16 protein-coding genes are annotated in these 15,002 nt (G+C 66.4%); 2 read left to right on the forward strand and 14 right to left on the reverse strand.

Translation table 11 applies throughout. The annotated features are described in order from the left end of the window. Nucleotides 1–115: 115 nt before the first annotated feature. Genes EV375_RS09980 through EV375_RS10000 form a run of 5 tightly spaced genes read right to left on the reverse strand, consistent with a single transcriptional unit; the run spans nucleotide 116 to nucleotide 3,978 of the window. A complete protein-coding gene (locus EV375_RS09980; protein WP_130299128.1) occupies nucleotides 116–799 on the reverse strand; it encodes a hypothetical protein in 684 nt (227 codons plus the stop codon). Between the two features lie 47 nt (nucleotides 800–846). Continuing rightward, complete coding sequence (locus tag EV375_RS09985) at nucleotides 847–1,668, reverse strand: hypothetical protein (RefSeq protein ID WP_130299129.1); 822 nt, start codon at nucleotides 1,666–1,668, stop codon at nucleotides 847–849. After that, nucleotides 1,665–2,372: a hypothetical protein gene (locus EV375_RS09990; RefSeq protein ID WP_130299130.1), complete on the reverse strand. Its 708-nt coding sequence runs from the start codon at nucleotides 2,370–2,372 to the stop codon at nucleotides 1,665–1,667. The genes EV375_RS09985 and EV375_RS09990 overlap by 4 nt, the downstream gene beginning before the upstream one ends. Next, on the reverse strand, nucleotides 2,369–3,655 hold the full coding sequence (locus tag EV375_RS09995; RefSeq protein WP_207228046.1) for a putative T7SS-secreted protein: 1,287 nt from the start codon (nucleotides 3,653–3,655) through the stop codon (nucleotides 2,369–2,371). Before EV375_RS09995 ends, EV375_RS09990 begins: the two co-directional genes overlap by 4 nt. Then, a complete protein-coding gene (locus tag EV375_RS10000) occupies nucleotides 3,655–3,978 on the reverse strand; it encodes a hypothetical protein (protein WP_130299131.1) in 324 nt (107 codons plus the stop codon). The genes EV375_RS09995 and EV375_RS10000 overlap by 1 nt, the downstream gene beginning before the upstream one ends. Nucleotides 3,979–4,339: 361 nt before the next feature. On the opposite strand from EV375_RS10000, the gene EV375_RS10005 reads away from it, so the two are divergent. Then, complete coding sequence (locus EV375_RS10005; protein WP_130299132.1) at nucleotides 4,340–4,741, forward strand: hypothetical protein; 402 nt, start codon at nucleotides 4,340–4,342, stop codon at nucleotides 4,739–4,741. Nucleotides 4,742–5,028: 287 nt separating this feature from the next. Here the strand turns inward: EV375_RS10005 and EV375_RS10010 are convergent, their stop codons facing one another. The 3 genes from EV375_RS10010 to EV375_RS10020 form a co-directional block, all read right to left on the reverse strand. Continuing rightward, nucleotides 5,029–5,670, reverse strand: coding sequence for a hypothetical protein (locus tag EV375_RS10010; RefSeq protein ID WP_130299133.1), 642 nt, complete (start codon nucleotides 5,668–5,670; stop codon nucleotides 5,029–5,031). Nucleotides 5,671–5,732: 62 nt separating this feature from the next. Continuing rightward, a complete protein-coding gene (gene mycP, locus EV375_RS10015) occupies nucleotides 5,733–6,980 on the reverse strand; it encodes a type VII secretion-associated serine protease mycosin (protein ID WP_486588390.1) in 1,248 nt (415 codons plus the stop codon). Nucleotides 6,981–7,144: 164 nt separating this feature from the next. Beyond that, nucleotides 7,145–8,293 carry a S8 family serine peptidase gene (locus EV375_RS10020; protein ID WP_486588391.1) on the reverse strand — a complete coding sequence of 383 codons (1,149 nt, stop codon included), beginning with the start codon at nucleotides 8,291–8,293 and terminating at the stop codon, nucleotides 7,145–7,147. A 57-nt stretch (nucleotides 8,294–8,350) separates the two neighbouring features. On the opposite strand from EV375_RS10020, the gene EV375_RS29665 reads away from it, so the two are divergent. Continuing rightward, nucleotides 8,351–8,503, forward strand: coding sequence for a hypothetical protein (locus EV375_RS29665; protein ID WP_486588392.1), 153 nt, complete (start codon nucleotides 8,351–8,353; stop codon nucleotides 8,501–8,503). A gap of 48 nt (nucleotides 8,504–8,551) precedes the next feature. Here EV375_RS29665 and EV375_RS10025 read toward each other — a convergent pair whose 3' ends face one another. From EV375_RS10025 to eccB, 6 genes are all read right to left on the reverse strand, one after another. Continuing rightward, the gene (locus EV375_RS10025) at nucleotides 8,552–10,045 is read right to left on the reverse strand and encodes a hypothetical protein (RefSeq protein WP_130299136.1); all 1,494 of its coding nucleotides are present in this window, start codon (nucleotides 10,043–10,045) and stop codon (nucleotides 8,552–8,554) included. A gap of 40 nt (nucleotides 10,046–10,085) precedes the next feature. Continuing rightward, nucleotides 10,086–10,415 carry a hypothetical protein gene (locus EV375_RS10030; RefSeq protein WP_130299137.1) on the reverse strand — a complete coding sequence of 110 codons (330 nt, stop codon included), beginning with the start codon at nucleotides 10,413–10,415 and terminating at the stop codon, nucleotides 10,086–10,088. 25 nt (nucleotides 10,416–10,440) lie between these two features. Then, on the reverse strand, nucleotides 10,441–11,808 hold the full coding sequence (mycP, locus tag EV375_RS10035; RefSeq protein ID WP_130299138.1) for a type VII secretion-associated serine protease mycosin: 1,368 nt from the start codon (nucleotides 11,806–11,808) through the stop codon (nucleotides 10,441–10,443). Between the two features lie 139 nt (nucleotides 11,809–11,947). Continuing rightward, a complete protein-coding gene (locus tag EV375_RS10040; RefSeq protein ID WP_055486280.1) occupies nucleotides 11,948–12,238 on the reverse strand; it encodes a WXG100 family type VII secretion target in 291 nt (96 codons plus the stop codon). A gap of 91 nt (nucleotides 12,239–12,329) precedes the next feature. Next, nucleotides 12,330–12,641, reverse strand: coding sequence for a WXG100 family type VII secretion target (locus EV375_RS10045; RefSeq protein ID WP_055486281.1), 312 nt, complete (start codon nucleotides 12,639–12,641; stop codon nucleotides 12,330–12,332). Between the two features lie 351 nt (nucleotides 12,642–12,992). Next, entirely contained in the window at nucleotides 12,993–14,528 is a 1,536-nt protein-coding gene (gene eccB / locus EV375_RS10050; protein ID WP_130299139.1) for a type VII secretion protein EccB, read from the reverse strand. Between the last annotated feature and the right edge of the window lie 474 nt (nucleotides 14,529–15,002).

The following is a 15,002-nucleotide window of genomic DNA, read 5'->3' on the forward strand; positions in this document are numbered from 1 at the left end:
CGAGACCGCGGCCGGAGGGGTCGCCGTCAACGGCGTCCGGGGCGGGGGGTGTTGCCGGACGGAGGGCCCGGGGGCCGGGGGCCGGGGCCCTCTTGGAGCTCAGCCGCGCCCGGGGTCAGCCCCGTCCAGGCGCGGCGGCGAGGATGCGCGCGTGGTCGGCCTTGGCCGAGCTGTGTTCCATCGTGAGCACCTGCGTCCTGCGCCGTACGGTCATCAGGCCCCTGCCGCCGGGCAGTGCGAGGACACCCCCGATCTCGACATCTCCGGCGTACCAGGCACCCCGCTCCATCGATGCGTCCCAGCGGTTCCAACGCAGCGGATTGCGGGCGGACATGGTCTGGGACCAGACCGAACCGTCGTCGTCCACGTATGCGTTCTCATCCGCAGCTTCCGCCCCCGCATCGTCGGGGAGCCGGAACTGCACGGGCACTCCTGTCGCTTCCTTCGTGCCGGACAGCTTCCGCACCGCCGGGAAGGACCGCCACGGGTACGCCTCCAGAATGCTGCGGGCCTTGCGCAACCGGGAGAGCGCGCCACAGCAGGTGTACAGGGCGAACGGGTAGGTCAGGAGAGCCAATCCGCCGATGAGACCGCCCACGCTGTTGTCGCCCCGGGCGTTGTCGTCGTCCCACCGCACCTCCGCGAGCACACCGCTCAGCGCCAGGGCGGCGAGGAACAGCACGCTCCACAGCGACAGCTTGAGCACGACCCGGCGACGCGTCGACTTCCACGTCGCCTGTGTGGCCGGATCGTCGAACGCCACTCGGGCCAGGGGCAGTCGGGGCTCGGTGTCTCCCACTTGCGAAGGTCCTCTCCTTGTTCCTGCGGTCCCGTTCCGTGAACGCTCTACAGCGAACGCCGGATGAGACCGGCGCGCGCGGCTTTCTCACGGCGCTCGGCGTCGGCTCGTCCCCGCTCTGTGGCAAGTTCGTCCCACTGAAGCGGTTGTACACGCATCAGCTCGCCGGAGCCGGGGACCATGAGGACCCCTCCGAAGATCTCATCCCCGGCGAACCACACGCCGTCCTCGATGTTCTTCGGCCACAGCTTGCCCAGGGGCTGGTGGGCCGCAAGTTTCAGGGACCGGCCATCGCCGCCTTCCCCGCCGCCGAGGCGCAGCGAACGCTTGCCGGAGGCCCGCAGGTTGAGCTTCTCCACGGGGGCGCGGAAGGTGAAGTCGTACCCGTCGAGCACTCGGGCGGCGAGCCGCACCGACCGCATCTGCTGGCCCCAGAAGGCCGTCCCCAGCGTGAAGGCCACCACTGCCGTGGGAGCAGCCATGACCGCATAATCTGACTTGGTCACGAACACAAGCGCCACCATCGCGGCGACGAAACACAGAAGCAGCCCGTACCGCCGCAGCAGGACGTTGCGGTGGAAACGCACCACTCCCCGACGGTCCGATCCGTCTGTGGCGTACGGGGCATCGCCACGGACGGGTTCGTAGAGCAACAAGAGCACCGCGGTAGAGGTCAGTGCCAGCAGGCCGATCAGTCCCGGAACAGCCAGGACCACGAGGTAGTCGGTCAGCACCGTGAGGGAGAGCCCATAGGCGACGGCGAAGGCCAGAGCCCACTTCGCCAACATCGCCGACCGGGATGGAGGTTTCGACTTGCCTGACTTCGCCGCTGCCTCGGGCCCGCCGCCGACCGGCTTCTCCGCGCTCAACCGAAATCGCTCCTCACTGCTTCAGCCGCGGAGCCCGGCTCCGGCGACTCATCACCCGTGCGGTCAGCGAGCGCGGGGTCGGTGAAGCTCACCGTGCGGCCGATGCCAACGAGCACGCCTCGGTAGTCGTCAGCAAGATGCACTGACGGCGAAACGAGCTGTATGGCGATGATTGCCGACGCACGGGTGTCCGGGATCGCCAGCAGGCCACGCCAGACCGGCGCCTCGTCGACGCCGCCGTCTTCCTCCGTCGGCGGCACACCGGGCGGCACGGGCCGCTCCACGGACTGTGTCAGGAAGGCGGGCCCACACGGCAGTTCGACGGGAACGATGCCGCTCTCCTGGGTCTCCCCTGCTCCGGAGCTCAGCAACGCCGCCAGCACCGCCTTGGGGTTGACGCCCGGTGAGTCCACACTGGACACGGTGAGCACGGACATCGCCGCGCCGTAACGCTCATCCGGGTGCAGGCCGAGCGCGCAGCCCTGTACGCGATGTTTCTGCATCTCGTACATCACGAGGGCATACAGGCGAAACACCTGATCCGCACGCTCCCGGACGTCCTCCGGGAGGGCGAGAACCTCCCGCGCCAGCGCCTCCATCCGCTCGGCGGAGGGGTATACCTCCAACTGGGCGTAGCCGTAGGGGATTTCGTACCAGAACTGCGGCCGCAGCTTGACCGCGGCATCTTCCTGAACGCTGCTCACAACCGCAGCCCGGCGACCAGTTCAGTGATGCCGTGAGCAGCATCCCCGATATTTCCGGGAGCCCCCGTACCCGCGATGGTGGCCTTGGCCCCCTCCGCGCCGTAATGTCCGGCGCCGTCGTCGGGCAGCACATTCATCGTCTCCAAGGAAGAGACCGTGTTCGCAGCGACGTTGGCGCCCTGGAGTCCGTAGTCGAACAAGCCGGTGGCCGGGTCCGTGGCCGTGTCCAGCGCCTTGAAGTTGAACGCCTCGACGGTCTCCCGTCCAAACGTGGCGGCCTTGGAGCCGACAGACATAGCCTCACCGCCCTCCCTGGCGGCACCCGCCAACATGGCTGTCTCTCCGCCGCCCTTGGCAAGCGCGCCCACGCCGGGCACCATGCCCAAGGTGTCGCCTGCCACGGAGCCCCAGGCGGTGAGGCCCTGGCCCCATCCGTACTTGCCCGTCAGCGAATCTCGGAAGTCCTCACTGGCAAGGTTCTTGCTCAGCGAGGCAGCGCTCGCGACCACCGCGATACCGGCGAAAAGCGGAGCCAGCGGCGTCGGGAAGAGGGCCAGCAGGCCGGCGATCGCGCCGATGGTGCCCGCGTGGTCGAGCAGGAACTGGCCGGCCGCCGCGAGGCCGTCGCCGATCGCACTGAGGGTCTTGCTGAACCAGCCGGGTTCCTCAGGAGCGAGATCGTCGTCAGCCTTGTCGAGCTCTTCCGCGACTTTGTTGGCCTCGCGTTCGTGCTCCTGCTCCAGCTTCTTCGCCTTCTCGATGACGTCGTTGTACGCCTCGTTGGCCTTCTCCAGGCTGGCCGAGGCCTCCTTCAGACGGCCTTCGGCCGCCCGGAGCCGCGACGTGGCCGCGTCCGCCTCTGCCTGACTCGGATACTCCTTGCCGCCGAGGTTGAGATCCGGGTCCTTCTGGGCGGTGTCCTGACGCTCCTTGGCAGTGCCCGCGGCTTCCTTCTTCTCTTTGGCCTCGTCGTCGTACTTCTTGGCGAGCTCTCGGTTCGAGGTCAAGTCGCTGTCCCACTTGGCAAGTTGGGCGGCGGCCTTCTCCATGGAGGTAGCGGCGTCCTTCATGTACTTGGGCAGATCACCGTCGAGCTTGTCGCGGAAGGCGTCCGCGGCGTCACCCTCCCAGTGGCTGCTCTCACCCAGCAGGCGCTCGATCTGCGTGTGGCAACTGCGCAGCGCGGACGCCGCCTTGGTGACCTTGGTCTTGAGGGACTGGACTTCGGAGGGGATGCCGGGAACCGGGTTCCAGCCGAGGTGCGGATAAGGATTCGCCGCCATCACTTGCCCCCGCCGGCCGAAGTGCCCTGCTGTTCCATCTGCTTGAGCGCCTTCTCCAGGTTCGTTTCCATCTCCTGGTAGCTCAGCTTGTTCGCCTTCACGCCCTCCTTGATACCGCCGATCATCTCGCTCATCTGCTCGGAGCCGTACTTCCAGTGGTCCTGAAACTCGTCGCAGGCTTTGTCGAGCCGGGATGTGCCGATCTGGTCGCCTCGGACGTGCGACAGCGCCGACCGGGCCTCATCAAGATCCTTGACGCTGCTGTCCAACGTCTTCACGAACTGATCAAGCTGATCGACATCCGTCTTGAAGTGGTCCCCCATGAAATGTCTCTCCTCGGTGGTGAAGGGAGCGAACAAGCCGGACGAGAAGGGCGCCAGCCGGGGCAATTCACCTCTGGTGGTGATGGCACCTCTCTCAGCAGCGGAGATTATATGGCAGCAGCGGCTCCTCAGAACCTGGTCGCCCCAGGCTCCGGGCCCCGGAAGCCGATTGCGCGCCGGACTGCGACTGCCGTACGCCGACAGGGAGTTATGGAGGCCGTTGAGGAGTTGCAGGCAATCGCCACCCTTGGCATGACCCATCGGGAAGCTCCACAGGAAATCCACACAGCCCTGTGGCGCAATGTCCGAGCCCCCGTACCGTATGGGTGGGGCGAACCGCCTCCCAGGACTTCCGGCAGCAATGCAGAAGGGCTCCCGCGTGATGAACCACCCCCGGAACGGGCGCACCACCGATGGACGTTCGCTCAAGAAGCTCGAACTGATCTGGTTCGTCTCGCTTCTCGCCGGAGGAGTGGCTGTAGTCCTTCTGCTTTCCCTCACCGACACGACGACCCCCGAAACGGCGATCAACATCGTGGCGTGGACCTTCCTCCCCCTCGCTGCGGTGGTCGGCATCTGGGTCCGCCGCCAGAGGCAACGCACAAATTCGATGTCTCTCGACGACGTGCGCGATCGCATCGACGCCGATGCCGTGCGCTCGGCGAGGGCCAGCAAGGGCGAGGTCCATGCCGTGAAGGTGCTGCGCCGTCAGGAGCCGCGGCTTTCGCTGAAGGACGCGGTGGAACTGGTCAGGAGCCTCTGAGCCGCGTCGCTGGGCTACAGCCCTCACCCAGTCCTTGAGACGGCCGCCGGGTCGGTTCAGGTCGCCCAACCGGCGGCGTCAAGGGGGTTTGAAGGCCTCATGGATGCTCAATGCGACCCCACGCGCTGACGGCGCTGGACCTCGGCATTGGACTATACGGCCGGACTTGGCCTCCTTGTGAGCATGGGGTGCGATCTCGGCCCTGGTGACGAACGGGATGAACTGAGAACTCCCAACTGCTGGACTGCCGGGCCGCTCAGTTGCCAGTCTTGCCGACTGCCGTGCCCCTACCGTGGCTTGTCTGCAGTCGGACGGACATCGGCCAGAGCTTTCCACTGAGGGCCGGCAGCGAACACGTCCACCCAGGAGCCGTCCCGGAAGTGCCAGCGAAGCGTCGCTCCGCGAGCATCCGCGCTCCTCCACGTCGCCATTTCCACATGAGACACGTCGGTAAGGGGCCGCTCCCATGCGACCTCCGAGTCGTCCTCACCCGCGTACACCAGCGTCGCGTTCCGCTCGCCCACGACGAGCACCTTGTCACCGGCGATGCACAGGCAGGCGTTGAGACCGCCCGCGAGGCTTTTCCAGCCGCCCTTCAGCTGCGTCATCCGCAGACGCGTCTTCCGCCTCCGGAAGATCCAGCGCATCAGCGAGTCGAAAGCCTCACCGACGAAGTTCAGCGGGTCAGTCGCCCACGCGACGAAGCCCAGGACCCCGTCCCGCAACTTGTGGCGCCACGGCTTCCGCTGACCCTGCGGCGCCCGCAACACGGTGGAGCGAGGGCGGTAACGCCTCGGGCATGTCTTGGCGTGCGCCCCTGGCCTCACCCGACAGAAGGCAACGACTTTGTCCGAGCCCTGCAGCAATGAGGCGATCAGCAGCGCGAGTTCGTCGTCCCGCCGCGGCTCCAGCTGCCCTTCAGTGGCCACAACTCCCCCCTTTTTCCTGCGAGCCCTGGACACAGGGCTGTCGAAGGACCAAGTTCCGCTGCTCATCGCCATGGAGGTGGAGTCTGATTCGGCGGCGGGGGCGGCGTGGTGGGAGGCCCACCGAACTGCCCTGCCGGCGCGTGGGGTTGCTGACCCGGGTACTGCGGCGGCACGCCCGGGGCGTTGCCCGAACCCCACGGGTCACTGACCCGGTCCCGGCGGTCCTTCCTCTTCACCAGGACGACAACCAGAACCGCGACACCGATCAGGACGACGAAGATCAGCCCAAACAGTACGATCGGCGGACCCAAAATAAACATCCAGCCCCTTGAGTCCTCGGAGGAAGACGAACCGGAGTCGGCCTCACCCGCGGCGGTTCCCGAGGGCTTGTCCGACTGAGCCAGCGGGCCGGCCTTGGGGCCAGCTGGAATGTCGTAGGTCACGGCTCGGTAGGGCCTGACGACGCCGTAGCCGAACTTCTCATCCGGCAGTTTCGGGTTGCTCGCTTCTTCAGGTCCAGGCACCTTCGCAGTCTTGATCAAGCGGTTGATCACTTGGCCTGCGGTGAGCTCAGGATGTTTCTCACGCACCAGGGCCGCGGACGCAGAAACGTATGCCGTGGCATCAGAAGTTCCGGTCGTCATGGCATAACCAGAAGCGGACGTGGTGTCAGCACCGACATTCTTAGTCGCAGGAGCGATCAATGTTGTGTTCGACCCCCACGATGAGTTCTCCCAGACGGCCCCCGTGTCATCCACCCCCCCAACCGAAACGACGCCGGGATACGCGGCCGGATAGTTTGTCTTCTCCTTCCCATAATTACCGGCTCCCGCAACAACGACCACATCTTTCTTTATGGCATACTCGATTGCCTGTTGTTCAGCAGCACTCTTCGTCGTCACGATCGAGAGATTGATGACGTCTGCTCCGTGATCGACCGCGTAACGCACGCCGTCCGCCCAGGAAATGCCCAACTCGCCATCTTCGTGTTTGAATCTGATGGGGAGAATTTTTGCCCTTGGCGCAAGCCCCATGACCCCAGCGCTACCCCCCGGGCCATGTCCTCGACCAGCGATCAAGCCAGCCATACTGGTTCCATGCCCGTCTGTGTCCTCCTGGGCACTTCCACCTTCCTTGGTGAAGTCTTTCCCCTTGAGGACCTGCCCTTTGAGATCTGGATGCGAAGCATCGACGCCCGCGTCAACTACGGCGACCGTGACGCCCTTGCCTGTGGACTTTTCCCAAATCTTGTCCGCATCGAATGCAGACAAGGCCCACTGGCGGTCGCGAATGTCGTCCGCCAAAGCCACGGGAGCGGATCCAAGGAGCAGGGCTCCCGTCAACACCCCTACGCCAGTGGCACACAGTGCTCTTCGAAGATGCATTTCCCCTGATTACCCGTCAACAGGACGTGCCCCGGCGGCTCCGTATGGGACCTGAAGCCGCCGGGGCACAAGCGTTTCGTTCTCTTACCTCACCGCGGCGGCTGGTTGGGTGGCGGGGGCGGCGTGGTGGGAGGCCCACCGAACTGCCCTGCCGGCGCGTGGGGTTGCTGACCCGGGTACTGCGGCGGCACGCCCGGGGCGTTGCCCGAACCCCACGGGTCACTGACCCGGTCCCGACGGTCCTTCCTCTTCACCAGGACGACAACGAGAACCGCGACACCGATCAGGACGACGAAGATCAACCCGAACAGCACGATCGGCGGACCCAGCGCAAACATCCACCCCCCAGAGTCCCCAGAGGACGACGATCCCGAATCGGAACCGGGACTGGTGTCACCCGCCGCCGAACCTGACGACTTCTCCGGCTGCGCCAAGGGGCCTGCCTTGGGACCGGCCGCGTAGTCATACGTCACCGCCCGGAACGGGCGAACCACGCCGTAACCGAACTTCTCATCCGGCAACTTCGGCGAATTGCCCTTGGCGTCCGCCAGCGGCTTGGCCGACTTGATCAGCCGATTGATCACCTGTCCAGCCGTGAGGTCAGGGTGCATCTCCCGCACCAGAGCCGCAGCGGCAGACACGTAAGCGGCAGCGTCCGAAGTGCCCGCCGTGTATCCATAACCGGACTCATACTTCTTGTTCGGAGTAACGTTCTTCTCGCCCGGGGCCACCAGTGTGGTGTTCGAACCCCAAGACGACCCCTCCCACAACGTCCCGTCACGCCCCAACGCGCCTACGGACACCACGCCGGGATAGGCGGCTGGGTACTCCTTGTGCTTTCCCGGCACGTTCCCAGTGGCCGCCACAACGACGACATCCTTGGAGATGGCGTAGCGGACGGCCTCTCGCTCACCCTGATCCGCAGGGCCCCCGTAAGAAAGATTGATCACTTTGGCGCCGTGATCAACCGCGTACCGGATTCCCTGTGCCTCGGCAGACTTCGCCGAACCAATCTGCGTCGTGATGGGCATGATCTTCGCACCAGGTGCGAGACCCTTCATGCCCGACCCGTTAGCCGCGCCGTGCCCTCGTGCGGCGATCAAACTGGCCATGGCCGTGCCGTGGCGTCCCTTGTCCGAGGTTCCCTTTCCTTGCGTGAAGTCCTTGCCCGGGACAAGGGACTGTTTCAGGTCAGGTTGCGAAGAGTCCACTCCGGTGTCGACTACTGCAACGGTCACGCCTTTCCCAGTAGCGTGTTCCCAAATGTCTTCTGCGGCAAAGAAGTTTAGGGCCCATTGCCGATCGCGGATATCGTCTGCGGAAGCCACGGGAGCGGATCCGAGGAGCAGGGCTCCCGTCAACGCTCCGGTGCCCACCAGGTGCAGCACTCGTCGGAGGCTCAACTCCTGCTCCTCTTCGTACTCTCGACGATGGCCCTCGCGAAGTAGCATCCGCGAGGGCCATCTGTGATCTTCAGTGGCTACCCGCCACCGTTCCTACTCGATTGTCTTCGGAACGCTCCGGCCGTCCTCCGGCGTCCAGGTCTCTTCATCCTCGACCAGATAGTCGGGGCGGCTTCCCTGGTCGCGTTCCTCGTCGCCCGGTCGCTGGCTCGTGCCTCGAGCCCCGCCGCCGAGCATTCCGCCGCGTCCAGCAGCGCCCGGCTCGCCGCCACGGCCCCTGCCAAGCCCCGTGCCGCCAGGAGTAGCGGGGCTGCCGCCACTGATTCCCTTGGGAGCTCCGGCGACGCCGCCCCTCGCCTTGGCAAGAGCCCCACGACCGGCAGCACCGGCCGCTCCCCTGCCTCCTGCGGCCGCACCGCCGCCTCCTCGGCCGCCCATCGCACCGGCACCGCCGATGCCAGCACGACCGGCGGCGCCACGAGCAGCGCCTGCTCCGCCAGCCATCAGGCCGCCACCAGGGACGCCGGCAGTAGCGCCGGCGTTACCTGCTCCGATACCGCCGCCCGTGCCGGGACCGGAAACGCCACCGCTGCCGGGAACGCCGCTCGTCCCGCCGCCAGAGATTCCAGACGGCAGGCTGTCCACCTTCGTCTGGCTGGCAGGTACTTGTTGACCGCCGGAGATACCGGGGTCACGGGGCCCGGTCGTCTCCGGCACCTTGGTGGTACCTGCCAAGCCTGCCGAGGTCCTCGCCCTGCCGCCTGCCGACGGAACTGATGCAGAACCAGAGGGAGCCGGGATCGGGGTCGGCATCGGAGTCTCCGGGTTGGAAGGGGGCACCCCTCCATCGTCCTCGTTGTGCGGGGCCCGGATCCTCCGCGAATACCCGACGTAACTCCGCCCCAGGTTCTCCATGATGGCGACGGCCTTGAGCTGCTCTTCCTTCTCAGCGCCGATGTAGCCTTCGTTGGCCTCCGCGATCAGGTCCTTCGGGATATTGCCGCTTTTTACGTCCGCTTCCGTGTACTTGTCATCACGCCCGGAGTCGGTGACGAGGTCCCACGCCTTGCCGAACCAACTGGGCTTCTCGATCTTGCTGATCGCATCCCGCTGTGTGCGGAGGTCGTCCGCGGCCTGAGTCATCACTTGGGACACGTTCGAGGCATGCGCTGCGCTGTTGGCGATCTGCTGAAGAATCTTCTCAGCCTTGGCCTTGAACTGGTTGGCGCTTTCTCCCTCCCAGTGCTCCAGGACGTCATCGACAGCCTTCTTCAGCTGGCCGTAGGCACTGTCGCCGGAGGGAGATCCGCCTCCTTCGCCCACGAGCCTGTCGTGAACCCGCTTCCAGTTCTTGCCGATCCCGTCCACGCCATCGGGGTTGGCGTGTTCGATCATGCCCTTCAGCTGATCGATGTCATGAGCCGTGAAGTTCGTCTGGAGGGGGAACTGCTCGTTGGCCTTCTTGTAGTCCGAGATCTCCTTCTCGTGACCCTCGAGACCCTCGTCGTGCGACTCCTTCTTGGCACGCTCCATCGCTTGCCGCTGAGCCTCGATCTGCTCAGGTGACTGGTAAGCCGGATACCCCATCAGCTGCCACTCCCCACCGTTGAGTCCTGGTCCACACGCATCACTTGCCGCCGCCGGCTTCCGTTGAGACTCCGTGCTTGGTCTTCTGCTCCTGGTCGTCGTAATTACGGCGGACCTGGGACGTGTTGGAGCTGAACTGGGTGATCAATTTCTGCAACTGCTTGATGTAACCCTCGATCGCGTCCTTCATCCCTTCGTGCGCCCCGCGGAAGCCCTGCTCCTCGCTGAAGCCCTTGCCCAGCCACCCGGGCGGGAGGTACGTCTCGTACTTGGCGCACGTGTGCGGGCCGCCCATGTCGTCGACGACCCGGTTCAGCTTCTTGATGACCTCGTCCAGGGCGCTCAGATCGACCTTGTATCCGCTGCTCATGCCCCGTCTCCTCTCCCCCTGCTGCCTATTGCCTCGTTGAAGTTGTGGTCTCCGCCGGGCTGCCCGCCGTCGAGCGCTTGCGGCGGTGGTCGCGGGCTGCGACAGCGGTGCCACCGATGAGAATCGTCAGTACGGTGCCTGCGGCCATGACGTAGACCGAGAGGCGCTGCGTGCGTTCGGTGTCGCTCTCGCCGACCGTGAGGGACATCGGAGTGACGCGGCGACTCTGCTGCGCCTGGTCACGCCTGGGCTGGTCCTGAGGCTTGCCGTCACCCGAGAGGGCCGCGACTGGGTCGACGACGCCCCAGCCGAGTTGCGGGTCGGGGCCGGCGCCGGGCCTGTTGGCCGTCTGCTGAAGGCGCGCGGTGATCTGCTGGGCGTTCCAGTTCGGGTACCTCTCGTACATCAGCGCGGCGACGCCGGCGACGTACGGCGCCGAGAAGGAGGTTCCGTCGGCGGAGCACTGTCCGCCCTTGGGCACGGTGGAGACCATGCCGACGCCGGGGGCCGCCACATCGACGAAGTCCCCGGACTGGGAGAAGAAGGCACGCTCGTTGTTGCGGTCCGAGGCGCCGACGGCGAGGACACCCTCGTAGGCGGCCGGGTAGGTGTTCTCGAGCTTGCCGTCCGCGCCGTCGTTACCGGCGGCGGCCACCACCAGGATGTCCTTGGCGACCGCAGCGTTGACGGCGGCCTCGAGCCCGGGGTTGGGCTTCTTCGCGACCGTGTCGGAAGAGATGTTGATGACGTCCACGCCCTTGGACACCGCGTAACGGATGGCCTTGGACATCGTCTCGGAGTTGCCCTGCTTGTTCTCGGCACCCGTGTACCGGAGCGGCAGAATCTCCGCGCCCGGCGCGATGCCCGAGAACCCGCTGCCGGGGACCTTCTCGGCGGCGATGATCCCGGCCACGCGTGTCCCGTGGCCGTTGACGTCGGTCGTGCCGTTCGTCTTGCCGACGAAGTCGTCACCGCCCGGGCTGAGCGCGGGACGGATCTGCGAGTTGCCCTTGTCGACACCCGTGTCGATCACTGCGACCGTGACGCCCTTGCCGGTCGCCTTGCTCCACAGCTCGTCCAGGAGTACGCGCTGGAGCGACCACGGGGTGCTCTTGATGTTCTTGCCGCCGAACTTGCACTCGCTGCTGCTGTCCAGCCCCTGGTCCTGGCCGGCCCTGCCGGGCGAGTGGCCGGAGGAGGAACTTCCGCCCTGCGAGGGAGACATGGGGGCCGCGGCGGCGGGTACCGCGGAGCCGGCGGCGCTGAGACTCAGCGCCGCGAGCAGGACGAAGGCCCGCTGGGCACAGCGGGTGCTCCGGGGCCGTTGCGCGTCGCGCTCGTCGGCCCCAGAGGTCAGGACTTCGGCGTTGGATCCAGTGACAGCCTTGGACATTTGTGTTTCTCCCCCGGGGACGCCGGTCCGTGCCGACGTGCCTGCCCCGGCCCGGCCGGACGCCCTTGACGCAACGGCAGGAGCGGGCCGGCCGGTGAGAGGCCGGGCCCACTCCTCGTACGGGCGTTGCCGGTTGTGTTCAGCCGCCCCAGACGTTCGCGTTGCTCTTCTCGGTGGACTGGTAGTTGTCAGCCGAGTTCTGCAGCGCGGTCGAGATCTTGAGCAGAACCTGGTGCAGGTGGTCCGCCGTCTGGTCCCACTGGCGCTGCTTGGCCTGGTAACCCTCCTGGGCGGAACCTTCCCAGGTGTTGGCCACGCGCTTGACCATGGCCTCAAGGTCGTCGAGCTGGCTCTTGATGCGGCCGGCCGTGGACCTCACGTCCTGCGAGGCCTGCGACACAGTCTGGAAGTTTACGAGAATTCCGGACACTTACGACTCCTCCTTCAGCGATTCTTCGGTAGTAGTAGCTGTGAACTCAGGGGTTGAACGGACGAGTGCCGATCGGGCAACTGGCCCTGGATCAGCCGAAGTCCGACATGATCTTGCTGACCTCGGAGTTCTGCTGCTCTTCCGTCGCCGAGTAGTTCTGACGGGTGGAGTCGACCGCTTCCTTGATGTCGGTGAGGATGTTGTTCATCTTGCGCGCATCCTCGTTCCACTGCTGCTGCAGCCGGTGGTAAGCGCTGGCCGCCTGGCCCTGCCAGCCGCCGGCGATCTGGCTGATCACACCGTCGAGGCGCTTGACCTCGCCCTGGACGGAGCTGTTGACCTCGCTGATCTTCGACGACAGAGCGCGGAGCTCGTCCTCTGTTACCCGAAACTGTCCTGCCATGGCGCACCTTCCCCCATGCTATTCCTGTGAACGTCTCAGCAGCCCGGATCGGGCTGGTGGGTCACCCTATGCCACGCGCAGAACGGGCCGTCAGCTGACACCGTGAGAACACTACCTTGCCCCACCGACACAGCCGTTCGCATGCCATTACCGTCACGTGGTCAACACACCGCTGCGACCAATCCGTGATCCCCGCGGTCGGCGCCTCGCGCACCGAAGTCACCCTGCCCCCCGTCGCCCCCCTGAAACGCCCGGAACCCCGAACCGGGAAATACGTAACTCCCGCCCTGTGGACGGGAGTTACGTTCTACCCGGGATTCGGCCCAGCGATGCGTGCGGAGTATCCGGCCGTCACAGCCCCTGTTCCTGCGAGGCGCTCCTGGTGTCGAGCGTGGGGCCCTTGGGCAGCAGCGACGACCAAGTCTGCGGCACCGGGGCGATCTTGGCCTTCTCGTAGCCGAGGCGCGCAGTCGGGCTCTTCTCGCTCGCGCCCGCCGCCTGCTGTTCGTCTCCGCCGCCCTTGGGCAGGGCGTAGCGCAGACCCGAGTCGGTCAGCAGGAACTGGGCGCCGCCGCCGCCCCTGCCGCTGAACTCCCGGTAGAGCAGACCGGATCCGGGACTGACGTATGCGTTGGCGGCACCGTCGACGATATTCGCCGGGTAGTCGGGCCCGGCCCAAGCGGCCAGTTTCGGTGCGCCGTTGGCCATCTTGCCCGTGTAGACGCTGCAGGAGACCTGACGTGAGGTGGAACCGAACTCCTCGGGCGGGCGGTTGACGTGCTTCAGGACGTTCTCGGGCCAGCCCTTGCCTCCGGTGTCCATCTCGTCCGACGCTCCCGCGCCGGCCACCTCGACGTTGCTGACCGACACGAGCTTCTCGCCCTGTTGCACCAGGTACAGCCGCGCCACCAGTGGAGTCACACGCTGCACCCTCTCCTTGAGCACCATGTAGTAGTACGTGACACCGCCGGAGCTGGACTTCAGCACCTTCCCGACTGAGCGGGCCTCGGCGGGCAGCGAATCGACGCCCTGGAACGCGGGGTCAGTGCCCTGCGGGGCGTCCAGCTTCGGGAAGACGATGTCGGCACCGCTGTTCAAGGTCTTCAGCCACTGGCCGGAGACCTTCTGCGGCTCCCCGGGGTCGCGGAGCACCTGCTTGGTCAGCACGTTGCGTTCGGCGAGCTTGGCCTGGGTCTTGCCCTGCGGCCCGTCGAGGAGGAGTTTCGTGCCGGTGCCGTCGATCACGTAACGGTCGCCCGTCCGGGCGTCCTCGACATACATGCCCTCGCCCCGGTCGAGCCGGTACTTGTTCTTGAGGGTGTTCTTGTCACGGCCGCCGAGTACGAAGACGCCCTGCTGCGGCTCGCCTTCACCGCTGGGGCCGGGCTTTTCGCAGACCGCCCACTCCTTGGCCGATTCGGCGTCGGCGTCGGCCGGCAGCCGGTCGGGGGCGTACGGGATGCCGATGGTGGCGCCGCGCGGGATGGGGCTCGCGTCGATGTCCTTGCCGGAGACCTCTATGACCTCGCCCTTGCCCTTGTCCAGGACGAGCTTGGCGGAGGCGAAGTTCAGCACAGGGTGGAGCTGCTTGGTCTTCTTGCCGGTCTTCGTCTTGTGCGGCAGGACGACGTACCGCGTCGTCGAATCGCTGTCGACGATGATGTGTTCGCCCGGCTTGTCCCAACCGGGCGGCGCGCTGGGGGCGATGGCGCCCCATGCGATGCTTCCGGCGATCAGCACCACGCCCACGACGATGCTGGGCATCATCGCGCGCACGGGACGCGGGGCCTCCTCGTCGGAGACTCTCGAATCCGGCTGCAGAAAGGCCGCAAGCGTGCGCTTCCGCGCGAAGGTGTGGGCGCTGAGCTCGTCCCGCCGCGTCGACATCGGTCCCCGTCTCTTCCGTTCCCGTGCTGATGAAGTAACCGGTGAGGGTGGTGCCTTGGTGGCGCCGGGCGGTCACGAAGACCGGTGTCACATGCTCCGCGTCGCCCTTTCCGGTACGGCGCCGGCCCCCAGGTCCGCCTCCCCCGGCGGCACTACTATGCCGCCCCACGGTGCGTGCGCAAACGCCCGGGTGGGAGCAGAGGTCGCGGTATCCGCACAATGCCCTCACTCACCCTGCTGTCGGCCGCCTGCGGGACCGAGTCCGCGGTGAGTATCCTGACGTCCGGCCGGCATCCGTCGCGGTGCAGGCCGGTCCGGCTCCCCGTCCCGCACGGGGCCGGCGAAACGACGGCACAGCAGGGGGCGACCGCAGACGCCGGAGGGGCGAGGCCGAACCGGCGGAACCACCGAAGGCATTGCGCAGAAACCACCCGTGCGGCGCGGCCCTGTCCGGTGACGCGCACCGCACTCGGA

The sequence above is a fragment of the Streptomyces sp. CNZ301 genome (genome assembly GCF_004217425.1).

Bases quoted from the DNA above. Each gene is read 5' to 3' on its own strand.
- EV375_RS09995 (WP_207228046.1), bottom strand. From the start codon at position 3,655: ATGGCGGCGAATCCTTATCCGCACCTCGGCTGGAACCCGGTTCCCGGC.
- EV375_RS10000 (WP_130299131.1), bottom strand. From the start codon at position 3,978: ATGGGGGACCACTTCAAGACGGATGTCGATCAGCTTGATCAGTTCGTG.
- EV375_RS10005 (WP_130299132.1), top strand. From the start codon at position 4,340: ATGCAGAAGGGCTCCCGCGTGATGAACCACCCCCGGAACGGGCGCACC.
- EV375_RS10025 (WP_130299136.1), bottom strand. From the start codon at position 10,045: ATGGGGTATCCGGCTTACCAGTCACCTGAGCAGATCGAGGCTCAGCGG.
- EV375_RS10030 (WP_130299137.1), bottom strand. From the start codon at position 10,415: ATGAGCAGCGGATACAAGGTCGATCTGAGCGCCCTGGACGAGGTCATC.
- mycP (WP_130299138.1), bottom strand. From the start codon at position 11,808: ATGTCCAAGGCTGTCACTGGATCCAACGCCGAAGTCCTGACCTCTGGG.
- EV375_RS10045 (WP_055486281.1), bottom strand. From the start codon at position 12,641: ATGGCAGGACAGTTTCGGGTAACAGAGGACGAGCTCCGCGCTCTGTCG.
- eccB (WP_130299139.1), bottom strand. From the start codon at position 14,528: ATGTCGACGCGGCGGGACGAGCTCAGCGCCCACACCTTCGCGCGGAAG.